General features: G+C 61.8%; 24 protein-coding genes. 7 read left to right on the plus strand and 17 right to left on the minus strand.

What is annotated here, in order from left to right; all coding sequences use genetic code 11:
• Positions 1-149: 149 nt before the first annotated feature.
• The 5 genes from QP828_RS05480 to QP828_RS05500 all read right to left on the minus strand — a co-directional run bounded on the left by QP828_RS05480 (position 150) and on the right by QP828_RS05500 (position 6,340).
• Positions 150-1,094, minus strand: coding sequence for a zinc-binding dehydrogenase (locus tag QP828_RS05480; RefSeq protein WP_274732425.1), 945 nt, complete (start codon positions 1,092-1,094; stop codon positions 150-152).
• A 220-nt stretch (positions 1,095-1,314) separates the two neighbouring features.
• Positions 1,315-2,175: a glycerophosphodiester phosphodiesterase family protein gene (locus tag QP828_RS05485; protein WP_274732424.1), complete on the minus strand. Its 861-nt coding sequence runs from the start codon at positions 2,173-2,175 to the stop codon at positions 1,315-1,317.
• Positions 2,175-3,608, minus strand: coding sequence for a M23 family metallopeptidase (locus tag QP828_RS05490; RefSeq protein WP_274732423.1), 1,434 nt, complete (start codon positions 3,606-3,608; stop codon positions 2,175-2,177). The genes QP828_RS05485 and QP828_RS05490 overlap by 1 nt, the downstream gene beginning before the upstream one ends.
• A gap of 412 nt (positions 3,609-4,020) precedes the next feature.
• Positions 4,021-5,046, minus strand: a complete 1,026-nt coding sequence (locus QP828_RS05495; RefSeq protein ID WP_274732422.1) for a hemolysin family protein — start codon at positions 5,044-5,046, stop codon at positions 4,021-4,023.
• Complete coding sequence (locus QP828_RS05500) at positions 5,039-6,340, minus strand: hemolysin family protein (protein ID WP_126134854.1); 1,302 nt, start codon at positions 6,338-6,340, stop codon at positions 5,039-5,041. The genes QP828_RS05495 and QP828_RS05500 overlap by 8 nt, the downstream gene beginning before the upstream one ends.
• Positions 6,341-6,543: 203 nt before the next feature.
• Between QP828_RS05500 and QP828_RS05505 the strand changes: the two genes are divergently transcribed.
• Positions 6,544-7,134, plus strand: coding sequence for a GDSL-type esterase/lipase family protein (locus tag QP828_RS05505; RefSeq protein WP_274732420.1), 591 nt, complete (start codon positions 6,544-6,546; stop codon positions 7,132-7,134).
• On the opposite strand, the gene QP828_RS05510 is transcribed toward QP828_RS05505, so the two are convergent.
• Positions 7,131-7,916 (minus strand): L-threonylcarbamoyladenylate synthase, encoded by a 786-nt coding sequence (locus QP828_RS05510; RefSeq protein ID WP_274732419.1) that lies wholly within the window; start codon positions 7,914-7,916, stop codon positions 7,131-7,133. The two genes, QP828_RS05505 and QP828_RS05510, sit on opposite strands and share 4 nt — an antisense overlap.
• Positions 7,917-8,241: 325 nt before the next feature.
• Between QP828_RS05510 and QP828_RS05515 the strand changes: the two genes are divergently transcribed.
• Positions 8,242-14,574, plus strand: a complete 6,333-nt coding sequence (locus QP828_RS05515) for a DUF4011 domain-containing protein (RefSeq protein WP_274732418.1) — start codon at positions 8,242-8,244, stop codon at positions 14,572-14,574.
• A 144-nt stretch (positions 14,575-14,718) separates the two neighbouring features.
• Here QP828_RS05515 and QP828_RS05520 read toward each other — a convergent pair whose 3' ends face one another.
• From QP828_RS05520 to QP828_RS05565, 11 genes are all read right to left on the minus strand, one after another.
• The gene (locus QP828_RS05520) at positions 14,719-14,988 is read right to left on the minus strand and encodes a Txe/YoeB family addiction module toxin (RefSeq protein ID WP_274732417.1); all 270 of its coding nucleotides are present in this window, start codon (positions 14,986-14,988) and stop codon (positions 14,719-14,721) included.
• Entirely contained in the window at positions 14,982-15,218 is a 237-nt protein-coding gene (locus tag QP828_RS05525) for a type II toxin-antitoxin system Phd/YefM family antitoxin (RefSeq protein ID WP_274732416.1), read from the minus strand. Before QP828_RS05525 ends, QP828_RS05520 begins: the two co-directional genes overlap by 7 nt.
• A gap of 53 nt (positions 15,219-15,271) precedes the next feature.
• The gene (locus tag QP828_RS05530; RefSeq protein WP_274778303.1) at positions 15,272-16,066 is read right to left on the minus strand and encodes a hypothetical protein; all 795 of its coding nucleotides are present in this window, start codon (positions 16,064-16,066) and stop codon (positions 15,272-15,274) included.
• Positions 16,063-16,914, minus strand: coding sequence for an ABC transporter ATP-binding protein (locus QP828_RS05535; protein WP_274778304.1), 852 nt, complete (start codon positions 16,912-16,914; stop codon positions 16,063-16,065). Before QP828_RS05535 ends, QP828_RS05530 begins: the two co-directional genes overlap by 4 nt.
• Positions 16,907-17,308: a hypothetical protein gene (locus QP828_RS05540; protein ID WP_274732413.1), complete on the minus strand. Its 402-nt coding sequence runs from the start codon at positions 17,306-17,308 to the stop codon at positions 16,907-16,909. Before QP828_RS05540 ends, QP828_RS05535 begins: the two co-directional genes overlap by 8 nt.
• A gap of 2 nt (positions 17,309-17,310) precedes the next feature.
• Positions 17,311-18,108 carry a DUF5808 domain-containing protein gene (locus QP828_RS05545; protein WP_274732412.1) on the minus strand — a complete coding sequence of 266 codons (798 nt, stop codon included), beginning with the start codon at positions 18,106-18,108 and terminating at the stop codon, positions 17,311-17,313.
• A complete protein-coding gene (locus QP828_RS05550; RefSeq protein ID WP_274732411.1) occupies positions 18,095-18,445 on the minus strand; it encodes a PadR family transcriptional regulator in 351 nt (116 codons plus the stop codon). Before QP828_RS05550 ends, QP828_RS05545 begins: the two co-directional genes overlap by 14 nt.
• A gap of 256 nt (positions 18,446-18,701) precedes the next feature.
• Complete coding sequence (locus tag QP828_RS05555) at positions 18,702-19,274, minus strand: MIT C-terminal domain-containing protein (protein WP_274732410.1); 573 nt, start codon at positions 19,272-19,274, stop codon at positions 18,702-18,704.
• Between the two features lie 620 nt (positions 19,275-19,894).
• On the minus strand, positions 19,895-19,969 hold the full coding sequence (locus QP828_RS08800; RefSeq protein ID WP_096334972.1) for a 50S ribosomal protein bL37: 75 nt from the start codon (positions 19,967-19,969) through the stop codon (positions 19,895-19,897).
• Positions 19,970-20,091: 122 nt separating this feature from the next.
• A complete protein-coding gene (gene rsrA / locus QP828_RS05560) occupies positions 20,092-20,421 on the minus strand; it encodes a mycothiol system anti-sigma-R factor (protein ID WP_016441762.1) in 330 nt (109 codons plus the stop codon).
• Positions 20,418-21,029, minus strand: coding sequence for a sigma-70 family RNA polymerase sigma factor (locus QP828_RS05565; RefSeq protein WP_016441763.1), 612 nt, complete (start codon positions 21,027-21,029; stop codon positions 20,418-20,420). Before QP828_RS05565 ends, rsrA begins: the two co-directional genes overlap by 4 nt.
• An 89-nt stretch (positions 21,030-21,118) precedes the next feature.
• Here QP828_RS05565 and QP828_RS05570 point away from each other — a divergent pair, with 89 nt between their 5' ends.
• The 5 genes from QP828_RS05570 to QP828_RS05590 are packed head-to-tail and all read left to right on the plus strand — an operon-like array spanning position 21,119 to position 25,487.
• The gene (locus tag QP828_RS05570) at positions 21,119-21,622 is read left to right on the plus strand and encodes a DoxX family protein (protein ID WP_039898130.1); all 504 of its coding nucleotides are present in this window, start codon (positions 21,119-21,121) and stop codon (positions 21,620-21,622) included.
• Complete coding sequence (gene aroA / locus QP828_RS05575; RefSeq protein ID WP_016441765.1) at positions 21,623-22,999, plus strand: 3-phosphoshikimate 1-carboxyvinyltransferase; 1,377 nt, start codon at positions 21,623-21,625, stop codon at positions 22,997-22,999. It begins immediately after the preceding gene.
• Positions 22,996-24,024, plus strand: coding sequence for a ribosome small subunit-dependent GTPase A (gene rsgA / locus QP828_RS05580; protein WP_274778305.1), 1,029 nt, complete (start codon positions 22,996-22,998; stop codon positions 24,022-24,024). Before aroA ends, rsgA begins: the two co-directional genes overlap by 4 nt.
• Positions 24,025-24,858 carry an inositol monophosphatase family protein gene (locus QP828_RS05585; RefSeq protein ID WP_274778306.1) on the plus strand — a complete coding sequence of 278 codons (834 nt, stop codon included), beginning with the start codon at positions 24,025-24,027 and terminating at the stop codon, positions 24,856-24,858.
• 14 nt (positions 24,859-24,872) lie between these two features.
• Complete coding sequence (locus QP828_RS05590; protein WP_274732407.1) at positions 24,873-25,487, plus strand: phosphoribosyltransferase; 615 nt, start codon at positions 24,873-24,875, stop codon at positions 25,485-25,487.
• Positions 25,488-25,504: the final 17 nt, after the last annotated feature.

A 25,504-nucleotide genomic window follows, 5' to 3' on the forward strand; every position in this document is an offset into this window, starting at 1 on the left:
GTGGGGAACAAGGAGGGGAGCACACCCGGAAAACCGGGGTGCTCCCCTCCCACACAGGAACTTCTGATACAGCCCCATCGTGCTGAGCTGGTGGCCGCAGCTGCGCCGTCGTTCCTACACCGCGTGAGGCGCGAGAACGCTACCGGCGCTTAGTACTCAACAACTAAACGCCCCACAACCTCGTGGTTCTTGAGCTTTTCAATACCTTCGGGGATCTCCTCGAAGGGGATGGTGGTCACCTGCGGGGCGAGCTTGCCGGTGGCCATGAAATCGTATACGCCGGCAATATCGGCCTTGGTGCCGCCATTAGATCCAATGAGGCGGCACTGGTTGAGGATGAGGCTCTTCGTGGAAATAAGGGATTCCAACTTGCCCATGCCCACAACCACCACGGTGCCATCGCGGCGAATAACATCCACGGCATCCGCGGTGGTGGTACCGAAACCTGCAAAGTCCACGATGAGATCAAAGGTGATGTCCGAGAAGTCCTTAATGCCCTTCTTCACGCCCTTGGCACCGATCTTTTCCGCCAGCGGCCACACCTTCTCATTGATTTCAGCCACGTACACATCCGCGCCGGCGAGCACCGCCACCCGCGCCCCGATTTGCCCCAGGCCGCCCAAACCAATAATCCCCACGGTCTGGCCCTTGCGCAGGCCGCCCTGGGTCACAACCGCCGCGTGCGAGGTCATCCCGGCATCCGTTGCTGCGGCACCGAGAATGAAATCAACTTCATCCGGAAGGGGAACAAGCGCTTCAGCCGGAACGGCCATCTTCGGGGCGAAACCGCCGTCGAAGCTATATCCGGGTGCCCCGGCCGCGGTGGTGGGGCACACACCCACGCGATCCCCGACCTGATACTCCGTGACGCCCTCACCAACTTCGGCCACAACTCCCGAATTTTCATGCCCGATGGTGATAGGACGCTTGGCGAGCATGGACAGCCAGCCCTCATCCGTGAGCAGCCCAACATCCGAATGGCAAATACCCGCCGCCTTCATCTCCAGCACCACTTCACCCGGACCGGCCTTCGGTTCGGGCACCTCGTTGAGAACAAGCGGTTCATTGGTATTCGTAAATTGCCAAGCCTTCATCACATCTCCTTTGCATGTGGCGGGAGCAGCGCTTCGATACGCCGCAAGGTACTTTCAGCCTAACAGCCCCTGTGCACTTCGTCACCGCTGTCGCGGCAGTTGCGCTGAGAGCGTGGCGCGGGAATACGCGTGGGCACGCGCTCGTGCGGTGCAGCTTTCCGCGCGGAATATAAACACGACGCCGCCGCTACCAGCAGCGTTCCCCTCCCGCTACCGGGATTTAAATCCGCACCGAGTACTGCGAACGGTCGAAATAGCTGCGCATAGTGCTCGGTTCGTCGGTAATAATGCCATCAACACCCAGGTCAAGAAGCCGCTCCGCCTCAGCGGTCGAATTAATCGTCCAGGCGTGCACCGCCAGGCCCTGCGCGTGGGCAAGCTGCACGAAACGCGCGGTGAGCACGGGAACCGGGCGCCCCAGCTTGCCGCCACCCGCAGCCCGGCGCGAGCGCGAAAGCGGGCGGGGTAGCGAACGCGGGCGGGGCAGCGCGATATCGACCGGCACCTGAACAGCCTGGAAGCCGCGCTGCGAGCCGGGGAATTTGGCGATGCGCACACCCTGCACCCCGGGCAAGCGGGAAAGAGCCATGAGCCAGGCCACCGCGGAGCGACCCAGCGAAAATGTGGCGCCCGGCAGCTGGCTACGCATACGCTCCACGCGAGCCTGGGAGAAACTGGCCAGGCAGACCCGGCCGGCAGCCCCGGTGCGCCGCACCGCCGCCACCAACGGTTCCACGGCCGCATCGGATTTCGCGTCAAGATTAAAAACAGCATCCGGGAAAGCGTCGAGCACTTCGTCCAGGCGCGGCGGGCGTTCTCCGGCTTCGTTACGGACCTGCGCGACTTCCGCCCAGGTGTGCGCGCTGACCGGGCCGACGCCGTCCGTTGTGCGGTCCAGGAGCGGATCGTGGAGGATAACCGCTACCCCGTCCGCGGTGGTGTGTACATCCGATTCGATATGCCGAAATCCCGCGCGGTACACCGCATCAAAAGCGCGCAGGGAGTTTTCCGGGTATTCGTTACCGCCACCGCGGTGGGCGATGATGAGCGCCGGCCCATCAATATCGTAGAGTCGCCCCATTACTTGCAATCCGCCTCGAGGGGCTGGGCTTGGCGTTCTTCCAAGAAGGCGAGCGGGTCGAGGAGTTCGTCATTCGCGGCGTGAATCTCCAGGTGGAGGTGCGGGCCGGTGGAATAGCCATTCGAACCCACCGCTCCGATCACGTCACCGGCCTTGACCTTGTCACCGGCCTTGACGAACACTCCGTCGTCGTACATATGGATATACCAGGAACTGAATTTTTCCCCGTTAATGGTGTGCTCAATAATAATGAGATTATTTGAGCGGCCCTGGATGCCTTCGCCAGCGTGCTTGACCACGCCGTCGGCAATGGCGTGGATCGGGGTGCCGGCCGGAGCGCCGAAATCCTGCCCGGCATGAGAGGATACCTCACCGGAGATCGGATCCACGCGGGTGCCAAACGGCGAGGTGAGGCGGTAACTTCCCTCGGGAAGCGGCTTGACGATGAGGCGATCCGTGGGGATATCAAAAGCGGCGCGGGTGCCGGAGGCGCCGGCGGAGGTGGGGCAGGCGCGGCGCGGATTTTCTGCCGCGGTGCGAGCCTGGGCGCGTTGAATAGCGCCCACTTCCCCGGTGAGCTGGGCCGGGGTGGTGAATTCTTCGGCCATGGGGGCCACAAAAGCCGGGTTGACGGCCTGCGCCGCATTGCCCTGCAAGGTGGACATAACAGGAAGTACCATGCCCAGGCAGGCCACCGCACCGATAAGAATATTGCGGTAGGGAGAAACGGAACGCGCCACCGCCCATTGTGCGGCAGCTCCGGCCAAGATGCGGTCCGAACGCTCCCGGTTCTGCGCGCGCCCGCGGGCTTCTCCCGCGCGGACCGCCGCATCGATATCCGATTCGGAGAGGACTTCCGTGCCCTCGCTATCGGTGGTAATTCCCCTGGCGGGTGCTGCCTCGCAGGCAGCGACGGTCAAAGAAGAAGGAAGAACGACGCCGAAAGCGGCCCCGCGCCCCAGTTCCACCTGCGGTTTCAGTTCCGGGGTGGGGTGCGCTGCACTGATTGGGTTAGGTTCTGGCAGCGTGCCTAACCGGGTAGCTTCCGGCTGCGAGGTAGCTTCCGGCGGTGCAGTAAGCGGTTCGGTGCTTGCCGGCACCGCAGCGCGGGCACGTTTGCCGCGCGCGGGAAGTTCCCGCACCGTTGCGAGCGTTGCGCCCGCCACTGCGGTGGTAACGGGAGCGAGCGATGCGGGTGGGGCGACCGTTACGACCGTTGCAACCGTTACATCCGTTACAGCAGGAGCGACGGCGGCGGCGCGGCGCCCGCGCCGCGTGGATTGCGAAGCTTCGGCCCGTTTACCGGAGGTGCGCACCTGGCCAGTACTTTCTGCGCTAGCCACCACTCGGGAAGTTGCACGGGATACCGGCGCGGCGGCACGGCGGGCATGGCCGGCAGCAGGCGCAGGAGTTTCAGGCGAAGCGGGTGCCACATGCGGAGTGGGAATTGCGTGCACCGCGTGCACAGCGGGCGCAACGTGTGATGGATGCGCTGCGCGTGCAGCCGCCGCGCGCGAGCCCGCGGGCCGCGAAAGCCCCGCACCCGCATCCGCAGCGTTGCGCACGGCGCGTTTCCCGCCACGCTCCTGCGGAGCCTCACTCGCCCGGACGGCCCTGCGCCCGCCGCGAGAGGTGTGGTGTGCCGCGCTCACTGCTCTCCTAATTTTCCCCGCCCTGAGACCGGTCAATCCACCGGCCTATCACTGTTACAAAATGATAACGGTCAGCGCTCGAAAGGCAAAGAGTTTTCACCACATGAGCCGTAGTGCACCCCGCACTCCCCGCGCCGATGCGCTCGCTGAGCATCGCCACCGCACCCCACTAAATCCGCGCTATCTTGCGGTTTTAGGAGCGGCGCTGCATGGAATCACGCACGTCACCCACGAGGTCTTCAATGACGTCTTCGAGGAAGATCACACCCGTTACCGTTCCGTTATCTTCCACGATGGCCATATGCGTTCCCGAGGTTTGCATGGTTCGCAGGGCATCCTCCACGCTGGTGCTGGCAGCGAGGCTGCGGACCGGGCGCACCAACCGGGCAGAGATAGGCAGGTCGCGCTGCGCGGCGTCGAGAATATCTTTCACGTGAATGTACCCAACGATATTCCCGCCACTGACCAGCGGGAAACGCGAATACCCGTGATCCGCGACCAGGCGTTCCACCTGCGCGGGCGTGGCGTTACGCGGGCAGGTCACCACTTTTTCGAGGGGCAGCATGGTATCCCCCACCCGGTGTTCGGAAAATTCCAGCGCTCCGGTGATGAGCCCCTGGGTATCTTGGAGCACCCCGGCCGCCTGGGAGGCGTGCACAATCGCCGCCACTTCCGAGGCGGTAAAAGCGGAAATGACCTCGTCTTTAGGTTTCATCCCCATCCAGGAAACGATATGCACCGCGAGCCAGTTGAGCGATCCGGTCACCGGGCGGAATACTCGATCAAACACCAGGAGCGAGGGCACAAAAAGCATGCCGAGGCGTTCGGGGTGGGTGACCGCGAGATTCTTCGGCACCATTTCTCCCAGAATCACGTGCAATGCCGTCACGAGCAGCAGTGCCAGCACGAAAGCTATCGTGTGGGCAAGGACCGGCCCGGCACCCACCGCGGCTAGCGGCACCAGTAGCAGAGCCGCGAGCGCCGGTTCCGCGAGCGCCCCGAGCGCCACCGAGCACAGGGTCACGCCGAGCTGACAGGCGGCCAGCATTTCGTTGAGGTTACGGGATGCCGCCAGGGTTTTCGCGGCGCGCGGGTTGGTTTCCGCCAGCGGTTCCAGGCGGGAGGGCCGCGAGGCGGTCAAGGCGAATTCGCAGGCCACGAAATAGGCGTTTCCGGCGAGCAACAGTACGGTGAGGATAAGGGCGAGGGTATTACTCATGGATTTTCACCTCCACCGTTTCCACGCGTCGCTCGTCCATAGCACGCACGGTCAGCTGGGCGTCGTCGACCTCCACCGTGTCCCCCACCACGGGAATGCGGCCAAGTTCCGCCATAATCAGCCCGCCGAGGGTTTCGTAGGGGCCGTCTTCGGGCAGGCGCACCCCGCAGATACGGAAAGCTTCATCCGGGCGCAGCAATCCGGGCACCACCCAGGTTCCCGGTGCGGTGCGGCGCGCGCCGCCGCCGCGACGGTCGTGTTCGTCCGCGATATTGCCGACGATTTCTTCCACGGCGTCCTCGAGCGTCACGATTCCGGAGGTACCGCCGTATTCATCAACGACGACGGCCGTTTGGCCACCGATATCCCGGAGCACCACCAGGAGCTCGGGCAATTCCATCGTTTCGGGCACCGCAAATGCTTCGCGCATCACCGAGGAAGACGTAACGGGCACATCCGCGCGCCGCTCGGCGGGAATGGCCACCGCGGGGCGCAGGTGCGCGAAACCGCGGATATCGTCCAGGCCACCCTCGCCCACCACGGGGAAACGCGAGAAGCCGGTGGTGCGGGCCGCGGTAATAACATCCGCCGCCGAGGCTGTTTCTTCCAGGTACTCCACCCGGCCGCGGTCGGTCATAATATCGATGGCGGTGAGCCCGCCCGCGCCAATGGAGGCGGTGAGCAGGCGCGCGGTGGAAGGCTCCAGGGTGCCGGCCGCCGCGGATTGGCGCACCAGAGCGCCCAGTTCCGGACCCGAGCGCGCCCCGGAGATTTCATCGGCCGGCTCCACACCCATGCGGCGCAGCAGCCAGTTCGCGGTGGCGTTAAAGGAAACGATCACGGGTTTGAAGACCACGCTGAAGGCGTGCAACGGGCCGCCCACCCGGGCCGCCGTGCGCAGCGGTTCGGCCAGCGCCATATTTTTTGGCACCAGTTCCCCGAAGAGCATGGAGAAGAGATTGACGAGGAGGAAGGCCGCGGCCGCGGCAATAGCAACCGCCGCGGCACGTGCCACCCCGGCCGCACCGAGCCAGCCCGTCAGTATCTCCGTGAGGGGTTGCTGGGCCACGTAGCCGAGCAAGATCGTGGTGATGGTAATGCCCACCTGGCACGCGGACAGGAAAAGGGAGAGGTGGTGGAGGCGTCCGGCCACGCTGGCGGCAGCCGGGTCCTCCGCAGCACGCGATTCCACCGCGGCCGGATCCAGGGCCACCAGGGAGAATTCCGCGGCCACGAAAAGCGCGGTTCCCAGCGTGAGGAGGATGCCAAGAAGTAAGAGAAGAGCGTTGGTCACATAAACTCCAAGATAGGTACTTCTTGCAGTCTAGCGATTCCCACCTCCCGCGCGGGAGCCGTAGTGCGTGAGCCGAAGCGCGGGCGTGAGCCGAAGCGCGTGCGTGAGCAGAACCGCGTGGGTGAGCCGCGCGGGCGCGCGCATACGTAACCGGACCCCGCGGCAAGCACGGTAGGATTTACGTAGTAACAAGGGAGGCAGCCGTGGATTCTTTACGTGTCATCTTCATAGGCGATGAGTTGGTGGCCGGGTACGGCGATGCGCGGGCGCTCGGGTGGACGGGCCGCGTTATGGCACGCACTCTCACCGATCCTCCGCTTCTCCCTCTCACCTTGGCGGTTCCCGGTGAAACCATTTCGGAGATGGCCGAGCGCTGGGAACGGGAAGTTGCTTTACGTACCGGGCCGGAAATTGAAGCACGCCTGGTGATCGGGCTGGGCAGTCACGATCTGGAGCGCGGCGGCACCCTGGCGCGGGCACGCCTGCACCTGGCAAATCTGCTGGATTCCGCGGACCGGATGCGGATGCGCCCCTTCGTGGTAGGCCCGCCTCCGCGCCCGGATCTGCCCCGCGATGTGCAGCTCAATTTGTCCAATGCCTACCGGGATGTCACGGAGCGACGGCGTTTCCCCTTCGTTGATACTTTCAGCCCACTCGTTGATCACGAACAGTGGAATACCGATATGGACCTGAGCGGGGGTTACACTCCCCGCCAGGCCGGTTACGGGCTCATGGCCTGGCTGGTTCTCCACCACGGGTGGAACCAGTGGCTCGGGATTCGCGAAGCTCTTTAGTAGTACGCTCCCTGCCGGAAATCCCAGCTGAGGAAGGATTCCGAAAGCAGCTGGAGAATCCGATCCAGGTACACACCCTTGCGGATAAGCACCGGCGCGGGGGTGACCATGCGCTGCCCGTTCTGCTCGGGAACAAGGTTCCCCGCCGCATCAACGAAGGACACCATAACGCCCTGCTCCCAGCGCGTAGCTTCGGAGGCATCAGGCTGGATGGACGTCACGTAATCATCGGCTTCGATCACCAGGTCCGCTTCGGTGGCAATATCGGTTCCTATCCCTTCCACTTTGCCACGGTTCCCACGCCCGGAGGGGTTCGCTGAGGAGGCGAAAACGAGCTTCTTATCTTTTTCCCACAGCTCCGCGGCGATCTGCTCGGCGGCCTTGCCGTAGCGGATCACGAAGCAGGAGGTTCCGCGCCCGTCGCGCACCAGGTTACGCGCTTCACCTTCTTCGGGAATGTATTTTTCAGCCGCCTCGGCCCGCCACGGCAGGATGCAGCCCATGAGGATATCTGCATCCCAGTTCTTCTGGTAAAAATCGCGGATCTCCGGGGTCAGCTGCGCCAGGGTTTCCAGTTCTTCCATAGAGCCGCACAGCACCACGGCGGGCTTATTGCGCTTGCGATTCTTCACCGCAAATTTCCGTTCCAGCCCGGCCGAATCCGTGGTGGCGATAATATAGCCGACCTTGGTGGGGAGCACGCACATGGCGCCGCCCGCGCGAAGTAGCTGGGTGGCTTCCGTATTCAGTTCGCCATTCCAGTGCACATATCCTTCAGCCACGCGGGCCTCCTTATTTCTCTCATCCGTGGGTGCTTGCGTTTCTCCGCGAAACGTTCACGCAAGGTTCCTTGCCGCGTTCTTTTCGGTACGACGCCGCCCGGCGCGTGCCGCGCCGGGGAAACCGCGCGCTCTCGAGACTAATGTAAATTCCAGATTTTGAGACATCTTGTTCACATTCTGGACGTTCGGGAAGTGTTCCGCGGATCAAAATACCCGCCTGTGCGGGGACTATCCGGAGTAACATAGCACGTGGACTGTCGAGGATATTGCCGTTTGCCAATGGGGACACGGCGAATGAAAACCATACGGAAAGGCACTAGCGGGAATGAGCGGAGTGGGATCTGAGGGAGTCGACGTTCTTGTTGTGGAATCCGGAATCCTCCGTGTTGAGATCTCCTATGCCGGGAAAACTGGCTGGGCACTCGCCCATAACCAGGTTCCGGTTGTCAAAAATATCCTCGTTTCCAATAGCTCAGAAAGCGAGGCGAGCGAATGCGCACATCTGGAACTCACCGCCCGCATTGGCTCGAATCTACTATTTGACATCACCGTTCCCGTCCCCGAACTTCGCCCCGGAAAAACTACCGCGATAGCGCCTCGTTTCCTTGAACAGACTCGCCTAGATCCGAATAATCCTCTGTTACAAGCTACCGAATCACAACCGGGCACCCTTGAGGCACACCTGCGGTGCGAAGGAAGTAGCACGGCCGAAAGCGCCCGCACCAGTTTGCGTATCCTCGCTCCGAATGAGTGGTTCCACGCTCCGGCGTATTTTGAGTCCCTGGCAGCTTTCGCTCAGCCCAATGCACCGCAAATTCCCGCGCTTGTGCGCAAGGTTTCTGATTTGCTCAAAGAGGCTACCGGGGATGCCTCAGTGCAGGGGTACCAGGCCGGTACCGAGCGGGTTCTCCAGATTATGTCCGCGGTCTACGCAGTCTTAGCTGCTGAAGATATCCGTTACGTCACCCCGCCTGCCTCTTTCGAGAATACCGGCCAGCGCATTCGCACCACTGAGGAAGTTCTCACCGCACAAGCGGGGACCTGTATCGACCTGGTCCTCGCGTATGCGGCTTTAGCGCAGGCATGCGGCCTTCTTCCGGTTATTATCCTGGTGCCGGGCCATGCCCTTGTCGGCATTGCAACCACGGAGGATGGTCTGCGCGAACCGGTTATTACCGAACCGGCCGCCATCAATAATTATTTACGCTCCGGTGCGGTCCTTGCCTTAGATGCCACTTTTTACGATGCCTCACTCAGCTTCTCCGATAATCTCAACCGCACCAAGGCACAGCTCACAGACGGTACCGTCCTTGCCCTCATCGGACTGACAGAATCCCATAGAGACGGCCTGCGCCCGCTTCCCACCCAAGCGCCGCCGGCCTCCGCGCTGCCGGACACCGCAACCGCAGGAGACACCTCCACTTCTAGCACTCAGTTGTCCTCCCCCGCGGCTGATATTCGGGCTGCCGGAAAGCTAGTACAGCAATTGCGGCTGGAAGACTCCGCGGATCATCTCACCTTGGATACAGCAGATCCGGCCCCCGCGCGTGTCCAGCGCTGGAAGCGCGAGCTATTGGATCTCACCTTGCGCAACCGACTCCTCAATATCAAACCGGCTAAGGAAGTTCTTGAATTCGAGGTCCGGGCCGGAATGCTGGCGGATATCGACGATCGCATCTCGCGCGGGGATCGTATTACGATGCGAGCTCAGGATGATCTTTCCGATAATCGTTTCCTACGCGGAACCACGGATGTCAGTGATTTATCCGATTCTGAGGTGAGCTCCGAATTGAGCGAACGTGGAATCCTTTTCGGGCACGTGACGGACTACCGTTACGCCGACTTCTTTAAAAACTTGGCCCGTACCACGAAAACTCTTGCAGAAGAAACGGGATCCGCCAATCTTTACCTCATGCTCGGAACGATGCGCTATACGAGCAAAAACGGAAAAGATGCCCGCGCACCGCTTTTCCTGCTCCCGGTACGGCTACGGGGCGGTTCGGGCCGTTCTCGTTTCACGATCCAAGCCGATAACAGTGCCGAGGCCACCCCCAACCACTCTCTGGTGGAATGGCTCCATCAGGAACACGGCGTGCATATCACCGCACTTTCCGAACCGAAGCTTGATGACTCCGGTCTCGACATCGACTACGTTCTCCGTGAGATTTCTGCCGCCCTTGTCCGCGAAAATCTTCCCTTTACCGTCACCCGGGATGCGTACCTCGGGATCGCAAAGTTCTCCACGTTCGGAATGTGGCGTGATCTGCGCGATCACTGGGATATTTTTATGGAATCTCCGGTGTTTGAACACCTAACGCTGCATCCCGGGGAAAGCTTTGTGGAACCGGGGGACCTCCCACCGATTGAGGACATTACCCCGAATGAGGCGGAGCTTAATCTTCCTATTCCCGCGGATGGCGCGCAGATGCGCGTGGTATCGGCTGCCGGCAAGGGATATAGCTTCGTGGTGGAAGGCCCTCCGGGAACCGGGAAATCTCAAACAATTACGAATATTCTGGCCCATCTCCTAGAACAGGGGAAACGGATACTGTTCGTAGCGGAGAAGCAGGCTGCGCTCGACGTCGTTAAAACACGTATGGAGCGTATCGGCCTGGCACCTTTTATTCTCGATTTACACGGTGGAGAGCAGCGCCCGCAGGCGATTCGGGATCAATTGCGCGGCGCGATTGATGCGAGTGTTCATTACGATATGCACCGCTGGGATAATGCGCGCGCACTCTTACGCTCCCGTTTAGAACCTCTCGCGGCCTATCCGGCGCTCGTGCACGGAATGAATGCGGCCGGGCATTCGCTATGGTCAGCTGTCACCGCCTCCCTCGATCTTGGCGAGGGTGCGGTAGCGGTAGTTCCGCAACGCTGTGTCACCGATCCGAATGCACGTGCGACTATTGCTGCTATTGACGAAGCTCTGCCCAATATCGCGGTGCGAGCGCGCAGTACCGATCTGGCCGCTATGTCCGCCTGGCGGCTGGTAGGCCCTCATCACGCCCCGCTCCCTGAGCTCATACGCGCTTTTGACGGGCTCGCGATCATGGCCGCGCACTGCGAGCACTACCCGGAGATTGCCGATACCCTCGAGAGTGTTCCGCTTGCGGACGTGCGCAAAGCACTCGATGGCACAACGCCTTTATTGGATCCGGCTGAAGCACGGCATCTGGCCTCATCCACGTGGAAAATCGCCTCAGTTGCCGATAAACTTGCCCGGCTCGCTCCCGAACTGAAGTTTTTCACCGACCTTTTCTCTCCCACATTCTTCGCGTACGGCGAGACCTCCTCACTCACTCACGCGCTCGATGATCTCGCGGAGGGCGGCTTCTTCGGGAAAAAGAAACGCTTGGCTGCCTATCGTTCGGCCCTCATCCCGGCGCTGCCCGCAGGTAAAGAGCCAGATATCGAGGGAGAGCACTCTCCCGATACAGTCCGAGCAGCGCTCGGTCGGCTCAGCTATATGCGCCGCGCGGTTGCGGATCTGGAGACCGAATTAGAGAGTATTCCAGGAGCCCGGCAGCGAGTGAGCGTTCCCCTCAGCGACCCGAGCGCTCCGGCAGCTCTCGCGGAGGCCGCGAGCTCTCTCGAGCGTTCTGTGGAACTATCTACCCGCTTCCCCGCCTTGGTTGAGTTGACTCGCCGCGCAAACAACATGGATGATGTGCGCGCCGCGCTCGAGGTGATCAGCGCCAGCTGGAATTCCTGGGTGCATGCCGCCGATCTACAGCTCCCCGCGGAGAACCGGTGGATGAGCGTTTTTAAAGAATGGTATCCGCGCTGGTCAGCAGCCGGGCGAGATTCCCTAGCTGCCGCGGTTGAGTGGCGCCGCGCCACCGCTATCTTGCGCGACAACGGTCTGGAAGAATTCCAACACCAAATCGAAATGGGTGAAGTGCCAGACCGCGATATCTCCCTCGCGTTCCGCCGTGGAGTAGCCTCCACCAGCGCCGAAGAACGCATGCGTTCCTTCAGCGGTCATATTTCCCTATCGGAACAAAATAGCTCGGATCTTGCACGTCTCCAGGAAGCGTTCGCCACCATTCAAGGTGAAGCCACCCAGGCACTGCCGGCCACTCTCATGGCGCGTCGTTCCTTCCGCCCCGGGGAACTCCACGGAAAAGTAGGCACTCTGCGGCGCAACCTGGATCGCAAACGCGGGGCGCGCAGCTTCCGCTCGTTGCTTGAAGAATTCACCGAGGAGATCCTAGAAGCCACTCCCTGTTTCTTTGCGAGTCCGGCATCGCTCGCCACTTTCGTAGATCCCACTGCCGTAGTTTTCGACGTCGTCATTTTTGATGAAGCGAGCCAAATTACCGTTGATCAGGCAATGGGTGCTATCGGCCGTGCCAAAGCGGTTATTATTTCCGGAGACAGCCGGCAGATGCCGCCTACTCGTTTCGGGAAAACCGGTCCTTTCAGCGGCGACGATGAGGACCTCGACGATCCAGATCGCCCGCTTGTGGAGACAGTCGTAAGCGATTTGGAGTCTATTCTTTCTGAGGCCGTTGAATCGGGCCTTCCGCGCCTCTGGCTGTCCTGGCACTACCGCTCGCGGGATGAATCCCTGATCGCCTTCTCTAATGAGGCATATTACGAAGGCAAACTCTCCAGTTTCCCGTCACCCGGTAGCGCGGGACTTTTCGGCGGCGCGGGTGTGAGTATGCGGCGTGTGGATGGAACATTCGACCGCAGCCGCGGTGCCACGTTCCGAACCAATCGGGTGGAGGCCGAAGAAATTGTGCGTGATATTCACCGGCGCCTTAATTCTCCGGCGTTAGCGCACCAGTCAATCGGTGTCGTCACCTTTAATATCCAGCAGCGCAACCTTATCCTGGACTTGCTTGAAGACTCGCGCGATCCGCTTATCCGCGCCGCAATGGAACAGGAAAAAGATCCACTTTTCGTGAAGAACCTCGAGAACGTCCAGGGCGACGAACGCGATGTCATTATTTTCTCAACCGCATTTTCACCGCGCGAGCCCGGTGGACCACTCCCCCTCAATTTCGGGCCGCTCAGCCGCGAAGGCGGTGAGCGCCGTTTCAATGTGGCCATTACCCGCGCGCGCAGTGAGGTTCTGGTGGTCACCTCGTTTGATCCGGAAGACATCGATCTCAATCGCACCCGGTCGCGCGGAATGCAGGACTTGCGTGAATATATGCTGCGGGCTCGCGCCCGCACTCACAACGACGGCGCTGCTGCCGCGCCAGCGGATACGGATGCGGAAGGGAGCTCCGCAATTCCCCGCGCCCTGAGCATTAATGACAACCCGGTCCGTGACCGACTCATGCACGAGCTGCGTGAGCGCGGCTGGGAAGTGGAGGGCGATTACGGCCTCTCGAGCTACACCCTCGATATCGTGGTGCGCGAGCCGGGGAGCAAGGTGTGGCTTCTGGCTGTCATGTTTGACGACGAAAAATGGAGTTCGCTCCCCACCGTGACTGATCGTGACATCACTCCGCAGCTTCTCACCTCTATGATGGGTTGGCTCGCGGTGGAACGAGTGTGGCTTCCGGAGCTGCGTCGCGATGCGGCTGGGGTTATTGACCGCATTGATGCTTCGGCGCGCGCAGCCAGGGAACGGTACCAGGAAGAGGAACGGAAGGCAGAAAAACGCCAGGAGCGTGCCGCGAAAAAGCTGGCTGGCCGCAAAGCCAAACTCACCCGCGAGGCTGCCGCGGATAGCGATGCCGCGCCCTGCGAGGATCTCTCTCAACATGGGGAACTCACTCCGAAGCCTGACCTCACCCGCCGCGACCCGGTAAGTGCCAACCGCGCCCCGGTACGCACCCACCAGGACCCGGATGTCGAACCGGCCCTCACCTGGCGCGAAGTACCTTCTATGCAGCGCAGCACGCCCACAAAAGCGAAACGTGCGGCTGAGCCAGCTCAACGCGGCACCCAGGAGGATCCGCAACCAACCCCGCAATCTGCCCCGCAACCGAAGCGAAGTACAATTCGGGTCGCTCTCAAACCAGCCACCCCGGAAAATCCCACTGATACTTCTGAGGAACGCTGGCGTTTTGGGGAGGCGTGGGAAAAACACGGCACGCAACCCGGAAAATCCGCCCGTCAAACAAGCGCGAGCGTTGATGACTGGGGCGCGGATATTCCGCCATGCCCAGCACCTCTAACCCTCCCGGACACGTCGCCCTTGGGGAGTCGGGAGGAGCTGGAATTCCCCATGTCTACCGCGCGAACAGCCGAAGTACGCGAAGCTGTGCGGGAGATGATCGAAGAGAGTGCACCACTTCCTTTGCAGTCCTTGCGGGTAGCGATTGTTAAGAGGTTCGGGCGGCAACGGACTTCCGAGAAGGTTAACAAAATACTCGATACGTTCATCCCTCAGGATCAGATTTTCGTTGATGATTCCGAGGGCCAAGAATTCGTATGGCCTGAGGATGTCTACCCGGAGAATTGGCATTACTACCGGCCCTATCCTGGCCGGATTCTCAGTGAGATTCCGCTGCGCGAAATTTATAATATGGCGCGCGTATTGGTGGAAAAGTATCCCGGAGAATACCAGTGGGGCCAATTCCCTGATGAGGATTTCGTGCGCCGTATTCTCAAAGAATTTAGCCTTTTGCGGCTCAGCCCGGATTCCCAGGCTCGGGTGAGCGAAGCGCTGCTTTTGTACGGAAAGCGCCAGTAATAAGCGCAAATAATTCGACATCCGCACGTACCTTGTTTAAAGCGCGGCCTAGTTTTACTGCTCAAGCGAACCGCTTGCCCCGCCCGCGCGACGGGCTTGGCTCACCGATGCAGTGAAACTGGGGTTTCCTAACACTTGCCAGATTTACTCGTAGTGCGTCCACATCCTTAGAATCGTGACACACCTACGTTCTTCATCCACTTCGTAAACAAGGCGATGCTGAATATTGATCCTTCGCGAAAAGCATCCCGAAAGTTCACCAATAAGCTTCTCGTATCGCGGCGGTGTCTCAAAGGGATCGCGCGTTAAGATTTCGAGCAACTTGGCGGCTTTGATTTTAAGGCCGCTTTGAGAGAGAAGTTTCGCGTCCCTTCGAGCCTGACGAGAGAATTCTAACGACCACGCCTCTACCAATCGAGAGCCTCACTCGTGCCGCCCTCACGCCGAGCCTCCTTTACCGACTCAACGAAACCGGGAATCTTCGACAAATACAAGGTTTCTTGAATAGCACGCCAGTCATCTTCCCCAACCAGGACAGCGTTATGGCGTTGTCCGGAAATAGTGACCGGCGTACTTTCCTCATTTACTTCATCGATAAGACGATACAGATTCGCTCTAGCCGCGGTCGTGGTTATAACGTTCATACCGGTAGCGTACGCCATTCCGTACGAACTCTCTAGAGGCACTTCCCTCCCGCTTACCCGAGCGGGCGGCGCCGGTAGAGGCGCAGGGCTAGCCAGAGGAGCACGCCGGTAGCGAGCGCCGTCGTCGTTACTATCCACCACAGCCCCTGGACCGCAGCGCCACTCGCCACGGCACCCACCGCATCATTCAAACCGAGCGGGCTATAGCGCGCGCCCGCCTCCCACATGCCGCCGAAAGCCAGCACGAGGTAGGCAACGAAACCGATACCGGCGCTGGCCAACATATTTCCCGTCGCCACCGCGTCCAGCACCACCACGGAAAGCAGGAAAATAATCGCGAGCAGCCAGAGCGCCGCGGCTCCTAGGAGCGCCCACACGGCGCCGTCGTCGAAAAGAATACGGGTGAGGATGCCGGCCACCGCGCTCCCGCCGAAGGCCACCGCCGCCACCAACAGAACCGTGCTCAGCATTTTCCCGGCGAAAACTGCCGCGCGGCTCACCGAACGCGTGACGATCACAACCACCGTGCCACCGAGCAGCCCGGTAACAATCTGGTAGGCGCCGAGCATCACAAAAAGGATCCCGAAAATCTGGTGGAGGTTTTTCACCCATTGCGCGTGCGCCTGGATCCAGGTCGGCTCGGGCATGGCCGCGCCGAGTGCGGCCGCGGTATCAGGCCCGGCCAGCGCAGCAATAATATCCGGGGCGTAAAGCGCCGTCAGCGGGGAGATAACCGCGAGCAGCAGCGCCAGGCCGAGTACCACCCACGTGCTGGGCACCCGCGCCAGCCTGCGCAGGTCGTACCGCAGCACCGCGCGGTTTCCGGTACGAATTTCCGCAGAATTCATTGGCTTACCTTTCCGCGCGAGAGGTACTCGTACACATGCTGAAGCGAGGGCAGGGCGACTTCCAGGCGCGCTTCCACACCCGCGGCCTCGCACGCCGCCGCGATGGCGGTACGGGCCGCCGCGGTATTCGCGCGCTCCACGCTCACCTGCACCGTGGCGCGTTCGGGCCGATAAAGAGCGAGCACCTCATCGAGGGGGCCTTCGGCAAGAAGGGTGCCCTCGTGCAACATCCCCACGTGGTCACACACCTGCTGCACATCCGCGAGCAGATGCGAGGTGAGAAGCACCGTGGTGTGCCCGGAAAGCTCGCGAATAATATTGAGCACATCCGCGCGCCCCAGCGGGTCGAGGGCGCTCGTCGGTTCGTCCAGCACCAGGAGCCGCGGGGCACCCACCAGGGCCAAAGCGATGCCCAGGCGCTGCGTCATGCCGCGGGAAAATCCGCCGATATTCCCCGGGGCGCGGGTCAAGCCCACCAGCTCCAGCAGATTGGCGGCGCGGCGCCGGGCAATCGCGCGTTCTACCCCAGAAAGCTCACCGAAGAATTCGAGGGCCTGCGGCGCGCTCATCCACCCCGGCAAGCTGGGCACGTCCGGAAGATAGGCGACGCCGGGCACCGGGGCGGCCGGCAGCGTCCCCCGCTCACGCCCGAGCACCCGCGCCGTGCCGGAACTGGCGGCGATAAGCCCCAGCAGAATTTTAATTGTGGTAGTTTTCCCGGCGCCGTTTCCGCCGATCAACCCGTAAACCGAGCCCTCGGGCACGTGCACATTGACATTCGTGAGGGCCGCGAGTCCCCCAAAATTTTTACTGAGATTTTCGGTGTGAACCGCGTACGTTTTATCCATAAAGCTCACGCACCGTTTCGCTCGCGCTGGCGGCTTGTGTTGCGGGCGCTTGCGCCGCGCCTTGCGTTGTTCCCAACGCCGCGGCCGTGTGCGTTCCAGCCGTTTGAGTTCCGGCCGTGTGCGTTCCAGCTCCGGCAGCACGCTGTTTTTCCCAGGCCCGCCGCTGCGCCAGTGCCGTGCGCGCCCGCGCGTACATAAAGAGGAACAGCAACGTGCCCACCAGCGAGCCGAGTAGAACAATCACCACCCAGCCCAGGCGCGGCACTCCGGCGAGCTGCCGTTCCGGCCACCGTGAGAGCAGCACCAGGCTGGTGATCAGCAGGGCGAGTTGAATAAGTGCCACGATTCCCAGGGCGATCTGCGCCGGCAGGGGCAAAGCAAGAAAATCTTCCATGGTTACTCAGTTCCTTTCGTATCGGATGAGCGCTTGGTGCCGTGTGCGGTAGTGGCGGCGCTTGCGGCACTCGCCTCGTTTTCGGCAGGATTTTCCGGGTGCTTACGTTTGAGCACACGGTCCAGATTCCGCAGTGCTCCGCGCGTCGTAGCGACGACGACGCCAGCTGCCACAGCGGGAAGTGCCACCGCAGTGCATCCGGCCAGGAGGGATGCTGAGGCCGGGCGGTGGCTGGCACTGCGATCCTGTGCCGCAACCGAGAGGATCGCCGTGGATTGCAATCCGACCGCGAGCGCGGTAGCCGCAACATCCACGCGTTCGCGATTGCTCCAGGCGGCGAGTGCCGTGCCAGCAACTCCGAGGAGCGCTGCGGGCGCCACGGCCTGCGGCGCCGGAACTATGTTGCGCGGGCGCAGGTTGGCATGAAAACCGGAAGGCAGGAGCCGGTGGCGGCGAGCCACCAGAGTAGCCGCTCCCACGGCGAGGAGTCCGCCCAGAGCAGGCGCGAAGGTGAAAGCGCGGCGGGTGCGGAGCGGAATATAGCCCTCAAGGTCGGGCAGGGAATCATCCGGGCGGATTATTCCCAGGCGTACCGCGAGCGCCCCCATATTAATATCCCAGCCAATCCCGAAGCTGCGCGGCACAAAAATCCGGGGATTTTCCGGTTCGAACCAGCGCGAGCGAGCCTCGCGGCAACGCAGGGCTTCCAGGGAGGCGGGGATCCCGAAGACCGTGGGAACTGTGGAATCAGTGGGAGTTGCGGTAGGCGTGGGAGTAGTGGGCGAGCTAGGCTCCGGCATTGTTATCACCTCGGTCGGTTGTGAGGGCGGTGAGATGGGATGTGACGACGGCGGCAAGATGGCGCCATTCGCCAGCGAGGCTTTCCCCGTAGGTTCGGCCAGCCGCGGTGATCGTGTAGATCTTGCGCGGGGGCCCGGCCGGGGATTCCTCCCAGTGAATGGCCAGGTGGCCAGCCTTCTTGAGGCGGTTGAGAAGCGGGTAGAGGGTGCCGGCCGATACCGCCACACCCGCGTTTTCCAGGCGCTGGAGCAGCGCCCCGCCGTAAGCCGGCGCTCTGGAAAGCGAGGCGAGCACGATAAGTTCAAGCACGCCTTTACGAAGCTGGGAATCAGCCACCACTTCCCCCTTTCAGTCACTGCGGCGCAGGTGCTAGCTTGGTCCGTTTCCGTCTGCACATTCACACCGCTTGTATGCATCACATAGTAGTAGGGATGGCACAGTAGCGCGGCGAGTTTTCAGGATATGAGAAATCCAGCAGTTTCTCCGCTACTATCGGGCCAATAGTTCAGCCCGCCCGAGGTTCCTCGGTGTGGGCTGATCCTCTACCCACGGATGAGTTTGGGGCCTAGCCCCCCCCCATTACCGGTTCCTTTTACTTTTTATCCAGGGAATAGGCGATGCTAAAACCCCGAACCTTTCGGAATTCTTGACGCGAGGTAGGGAAGGCATAGTGGCCACCCTCGAAGTTGTGGTAGATATCGAGGCCGCGGCCTAAGAAGATGAGCCATCCCGTATCGGCACGCAACCAGCGGTCATGCGCACGCGAATCGAAAATCACATCGAGGTCAATACCCTGCTCAGCGGCATTTTCCGTGATCTTATCGAGCATCCGAACCTGAAGTTCGTGATGCTCATCTTTCTTCGCCCTCAGTGTGAACAACCGAAAGCGGCATCGCTTTTCGGGATTTTTCACCAGGGCCACAACCGCCATGAACTCAACGAGGTTACGTCCCTGATACGAATAGCTGATGAATGGGTCATGTAATTCAACATCCGTACATCCCCGCAGATAGGAGGCAAATAGCAAATCGAAGGTAACACCGGTTTGCCCCTCGTCGAAGATGCGGTAGCCCGGAAACGCGACACTGTGCCGACCAGACCCGTATCGATGCAAAGATCCCTGCACGCCGTGGTCACCACTAGTTTCCAATACACGTTTCCCCATAAGGAAAATATAGATGACCGGCCAGCCGTTCTCGGCAGGGGTGGCTGATCCCACCCCGCGGCCCGCAACTTCTACTCGTTCTACTCGCAAAGCACCGCGCGAGCCACACCTTCGTCGCCGCATACTTTCTGCATAGTGACATTCACACTGGCCTGTCTGTTAACCGACCAGTCAGACCAGAACCCGCTAGCGGAAACGCCCTCGCAAACTCAAGACCTACAGAATGTACATCCTGAGCATTAAGGGCCACAGAGTGTACGCCCACGACAGAAAATCAAAGGAAAATGGTCACCCACGTACATTTTGTCAGCCAGGCAAAGTGCAACCGCCCACCCGCGGCATTCGCCAGATGGATATACCCCGCCGGCTCGGGGGTGTTTTCCGAGGTGTACTGCACCTGTAAAACAATCGCAGTACAGCTATGAAAACACGCCCCCTCCCCGCTGGTACTAATGTGACTATTGGGATTATTGAGATATTGAGATGAGGTCTTGGATTGAGTCGAGCGGCGGCGTACCCCGTCGAGACCCACCCCGCCAACTAGCGGCGCCGTCGTACAAAAAAATAAAGGGCCCGGAAACCGGGCCCTCTACGCTTCTCGCAACAGCGAGCACCCCACTTTAGGAATTGGGGCGCTTGCCGTGGTTCGCCTTCTTCTTGCGGCGATCCTTGCGCTTACGACCACGCTGGCTCATGTTCTCTCCTCACGTCACGTTTTCTCAGCTCGTAAACGAGCAACCACATTAGCTTACCAAGGGCGGCCGGTCTGGTAAATAAAACCGGCACAATGTGGCGAAACTACCCGAAACGGCGCCCGCTACCCGAAATCGCGGGTAGTGCGCCGGTAGATCGAAATCTGTTGTGCAATCCGCACCCGCAACGTCGCCGGCGCGACCTCCCGGCACGAAGCTCGTAAAATATCACGCACGTGAGTTTCCGCTTCGGCCCGTTCCGTGCAGCGCGAACAGCCCGAAATATGGGCCTGCAAACGCTCGCTTTGCACCGCCGAAAGCTGGTGATCAAGATACTCGAAAAGATAATCCGTAATATCCCTGCAGGAACACTCCCCCGCCGCGCTATCCAATTCAACTCCGCGGTTCCGGAACGAGTCTTCTACCCCGCGCTGCAACCTATCCTCACCGCTCACTGCTTCTCCTTCTTCCCATAGCCGAGTTCACGCGCGTAGTCCGCGAGCAATTCCCGCAGCTGCTTACGCCCGCGATGCAGACGGGACATCACCGTTCCGATCGGTGTTTCCATGATGTCCGCAATCTCCTGGTAGGAGAAGCCTTCAATATCCGCAAGGTAGACAGCCATGCGGCGGTCCTCCGGCAACGCACTCAAAGCATCGCGAATTTCCGATTGCGGCAGATTCTCCAGGGCCTCCGCCTCCGCGGACATCATCCCCGAGGACGCGTGCGAAGCCGCCCGATATTCCTGCCAATCCTCCACTTCCGAGGAATCAGCCTGCTTGGGCTGGCGCTGCGCCTTGCGGTAATTAGAAATAAAGGTGTTATTGAGGATGCGGTAGAGCCACGCCTTCAAATTCGTGCCCGGCCGATACTGGTGGAAAGCCGAGAAGGCTTTGGCGTAGGCCTCCTGAACCAAATCTTCAGCGTCGGCAGGATTGCGCGTGAGGCGCATCGCGGCCCCGTATAACTGGTCGAGATACGGAAGAGCATCCCGCTCGAACCGCGCGGCGCGTTCGGCGGCGGTTTCATCGGGGGCGCTTCTTATTAGGTCTGTGCTCATCATGATCTAGCCTAGCCCGTCTGCTGGACTAACATGGGTATAACGCCCGGAAAACGCAGGTATATTCCCCGATTTAGTGTAACAATATAGGTATGGGTATGATTCGATTCCTCGCGCGGCCCCTGCTCGCCGCGCCCTTTATCGCACAAGGGTTATCCGCGGTACGCCACCCCGAGGACCACCAGGAACGGGTGGAGAACATCGCCGGCCTTGCCGGCATGGCCGGGGTTGATCTCGAATCCGTTGACACCACCACTCTCACTCGCGCACTGGGCGCCGTCCAGCTTATCGGCGGGGCTTTCCTCTCCATCGGCAAATTCCAGCGCCTGTCCGGAGCTGCGCTCGCCCTCACCCAAATCCCGGTAGCCCTGGCCAATCACCCGGTCTGGGCAGCTGAAAAGAGCGAACGCCGCGAGGTGCTGGGCGGGCTGCTCGGCGCGCTCGGGCTGGCCGGCGGCGCCGCGCTGGCGTGGACGGATCGCAAAGGCAAGCCTTCCCTGGGGTACCGTGTTTCCGAATGGCGCGATCAGCGCAATGAGCTCGCGGATGTGCGGGCGCAAGCACGCGAACAAATCAGAGAGGCGAAGCGTTCCTAAATGACTGACCTGTGGCCAGCACCGTTCCACCCATCCCCCGTTCGCGGCAGCGTGGACGTTCCCGGGTCCAAATCGCTTATGGCGCGTTTCCTCATCACCGCCGCGCTGGGGGAAGCCGGCACGGCTGGGCGTATCGTCGCGCCCCTGCGCGCCCGCGATACCGAGCTCATGGCCCGCGCCCTCGCGGATATGGGCGTGGGGGTGGCCTGGCAGCGCGGCGCGACCGAAGCTGAGGATATTCTCGATATTTCCCCCGCTCCCCTCCACGGCGCCACCATTGACGCGGGGCTCGCCGGCACGGTCATGCGTTTCGTACCGCCGCTGGCCGCTTTCGCGCGCGGTGAGGTTGTGATTGATGGCGACGACGCCGCCCGCGTGCGCCCCATGGACCCGGTCGTGCGGGCCCTGCGTGACCTGGGAGTGGAGGTTGATGCCGCCAGCGATAGCGCCGGGCGGGCGGTCCTCCCGGTGCGGGTCCACGGACAGGGGCATCTGGCCGGAGGAACGGTGGAGATTGATTCCTCCGCCTCCTCGCAATTCATTTCCGCACTGCTGCTGGCGGGTCCGCGCTGCGAAGGCGGGCTGGTGCTGCGCTCGGTGGGGCCCAAGGTTCCTTCCGCTTTCCACCTGGCTATGACGGTGGACGTGCTGCGCCGGGCCGGTATTCAGGTTGAAGAATTCGCGGCCGGCGGGGCGCCTGCGGATCGCGAGCACCCGGCGGTGGAATGGCATGTGCATCCTGGCATACCGCAACTGGGAACAGTGGTGTTAGAACCGGATCTTTCCAACGCATCCCCCTTCCTGGCCGCCGCTATGGTGACGGGTGGAACCGTGGAAATTCCGCGCTGGCCGGAACGCACCACCCAACCCGGGGCGCAGATCGTCGATATTTTCACGGCCATGGGAGCGCGCGCCCACCTGCGCGCGGATGGCGTCCTCGAACTCACCGGGCCGCGGGACATTGCCCCGCTTGACGCGGATCTCAGCGATGTAGGCGAGCTCACGCCCACAATCGCCGCGGTGGCGGCTTTTGCGACCGGGCCGAGCGCGCTGCGCAATATCGGGCAGTTACGCGGGCATGAAACCAACCGTCTGGCCGCGATCACGGCGGAACTGAGCGGCGTGGGAATTCCCGCCCGCGAAGAAGGCGATGACATTATCATCACCCCGCCAGCGGTGCCGAGCGGGGCGGGTGGGCCGGCCCCGCGAGCCACGGGCGAAGGCCCGGTCATCCGCAGCTACGAGGATCACCGCATGGCAACTTTCGGGGCGATCCTCGGCCTGCGCATCCCCGGACTGCGCGTGGAAAATATTGCCACCACCGGGAAAACCATGCCGCGTTTCGCCCATATGTGGACAGACCTGGTGGGCCGATGAGGGATATCGGTACCGACGATCCGCGCGTGCGGGTGCGCCCCGGAAAGGGCTCGCGGCCGCGCACGAAGATTCGGCCCGATTACTCCGACCGGCCCCTCGGCCAGGTCGTCACCATTGACCGCGGGCGCTACACCGTGCTCATGAACCACGGCACCCGCATCATTGCGGTCAAAGCGCGGGAATTGGGCCGGGGCGCCGTCGTCGTTGGAGATAAAGTACGCCTGACCGGTGACCTGTCCGGACGCAAGGACACCCTGGCCCGCATCGTTTTTATCGAGGAACGCAGCTCGCAACTCACGCGTTCCACGGACGAAGGAAACGAACGCGAACGTACCATTGTGGCGAACGCGGATCAGATGGCGATCGTGGCGGCGCTCGCGCAACCCGAACCGCGGCGCGGCATGATTGACCGTTGCCTGGTGGCCGCGCACGATGCCGGGATGGATCCGCTCCTTATTCTTACCAAAGCGGATCTGGCGTGCCCGGATGCCTTGCGCGCGTATTACGAACCGCTCGGGGTACCGATTCTCGCAACAGCTTTGCGGGGCGACGCCGCCGCTGCGCCTTGCGGGGAATCTGCCACGCAAGCGGGCCTGGACGCAGTGCGTGCGGCGCTGCGCGGGCGAACCACGGTGCTCGTGGGTCATTCCGGGGTGGGGAAATCCACTCTTCTCAATGCGCTGGTGCCGGCCGCCGCACGCGAAACCGGGCACGTCAATGAGGTGACCGGAAAAGGCCGGCACACCTCCACCTCCGCCATTGCTTTCCCGCTCCCCGGTGGTGGGCACCTCATTGATACGCCGGGGGTGCGCAGCTTCGGGCTGGCCCACCTGGACGCCACCGATATCCTCCACGGCTTCCCCGACCTGGAAGAAACCGCGCTGGAATGCCCGCGCGGATGCAGCCATGCCGCTACCGAACCCGAATGCGCCCTCGATACCCTCACCGATCCACGCCTGCGCGAGCGGGTGGGTTCCTTACGCCGCGTGCTCGCCTCGCGCGGCTTTGAAGAATGGGAGAAATAAATGGATGCTAGCGCCACTATCGCCTTTCTGCACACCGTTGCGGATGCCGTGGATGCCCTCACCCTGGAGCGTTATGAACGCCGCCGCCTCACCGTGGATACGAAGCCCGATAATTCGCCGGTATCCGACGCGGATCGGGCCGCTGAGCGGCTCATCCGCGAGTACCTGGAGCGGGATTTCCCCGGGGACGCCGTCTACGGGGAAGAGGAAGGCGGCAGCCTTGAGCACGCCCCGCGGCGTTGGATCATTGACCCGATTGACGGCACCCGCAACTACGTGCGCCACAACCCGGTCTGGGCCACTCTCATCGGCGTGGAGGAAAATGGGAAGATGGTGGCCGGTATGGCGTCGGCTCCCGCACTCGGGCGGCGCTGGTGGGCGAGCCGCGGCGGCGGGGCGTGGCTGAGTGAAAACGGGGGCGCACCCCAGCGCCTGCGCGTCTCCGATATTGATCGAATGGACCGGGCTGCTTTCGGTTTTTCTTCCCTCTCCAGCTGGGATGAAACCGGGAGCATGGCCACCCTCATCGCTTTCGCCCGCGCCACCTGGGGTACTCGTGCCTACGGGGCCTTCTGGCCCTATATGTTGCTCGCCGAGGGCGCCTTCGATATTGCCGCGCAACCGGGCTTGGATGTTTACGATATGGCCGCGCTGGTGCCGATCGTGGAAGAGGCCGGGGGAACCTTCACCTCGCTGGAGGGCAAGCCGGGCCCCTGGTGGGGAAGCGCGCTGGTGACCAATGGAAAGTTGCACGCGGCCGCCCAAGCAATTATTAATGAGACACATATGCAGCCGGGCGGCGGGGAAGAGACGCGCCCGGATAGCCGAAACTAGCCGAAGGAGGAACTGTGGGACGCAGTGATAAGGCCGAGCCGCTAATCGAGAACGAGGGCTTCCCCGCGGGCGCGCCGGCCGGCGTGCCTGCCAGTGCGCTTGCTAGTGCGCCTGCCAGTGCGTCTACCAGTGCGTCTTCCAGTGCGCCCGCGCGCGAAGTTCTCACCTGGGAGCGGTTCGGTGAGGTCACCCGCGAACTCGCCCGCGACATCTGGGATTCCGGCTACCGCCCGGACATTATCGTGAGCGTGGCCCGCGGCGGACTGCTTCCCGCCGGTGCGATTGCCTACGCTTTAGACCTCAAGAGCATGCTCGTCCTCAACGTCGAGTTTTACACCGGTATCGGGGTCACACTCAAAGATCCGCGCCTGGTGGAACCGTCCGGTGACGTGCGCGGCATGGCGGGCAAAAAGGTTTTAATTGTCGACGACGTCGCTGACTCAGGGCGTACCCTCCGCTTCGTCAAGGAACTCTGCGAAGAGTACGCCACGGAGATTCGCGTGGCGGTCCTCTACGAAAAGTCACGCTCGGTGCTCAAACCCGATTACGCCTATTTGCACACCGACTCGTGGATTGCCTTCCCGTGGTCGGATAAGGACCCGGTCAACGGGGGTCAGGCAGAAGCCTAAAAATTTTTGTCGTAGCT

The sequence above is a fragment of the Actinotignum sanguinis genome (genome assembly GCF_030230305.1).
Taxonomy (GTDB): Bacteria; Actinomycetota; Actinomycetes; order Actinomycetales; family Actinomycetaceae; genus Actinotignum; species Actinotignum sanguinis.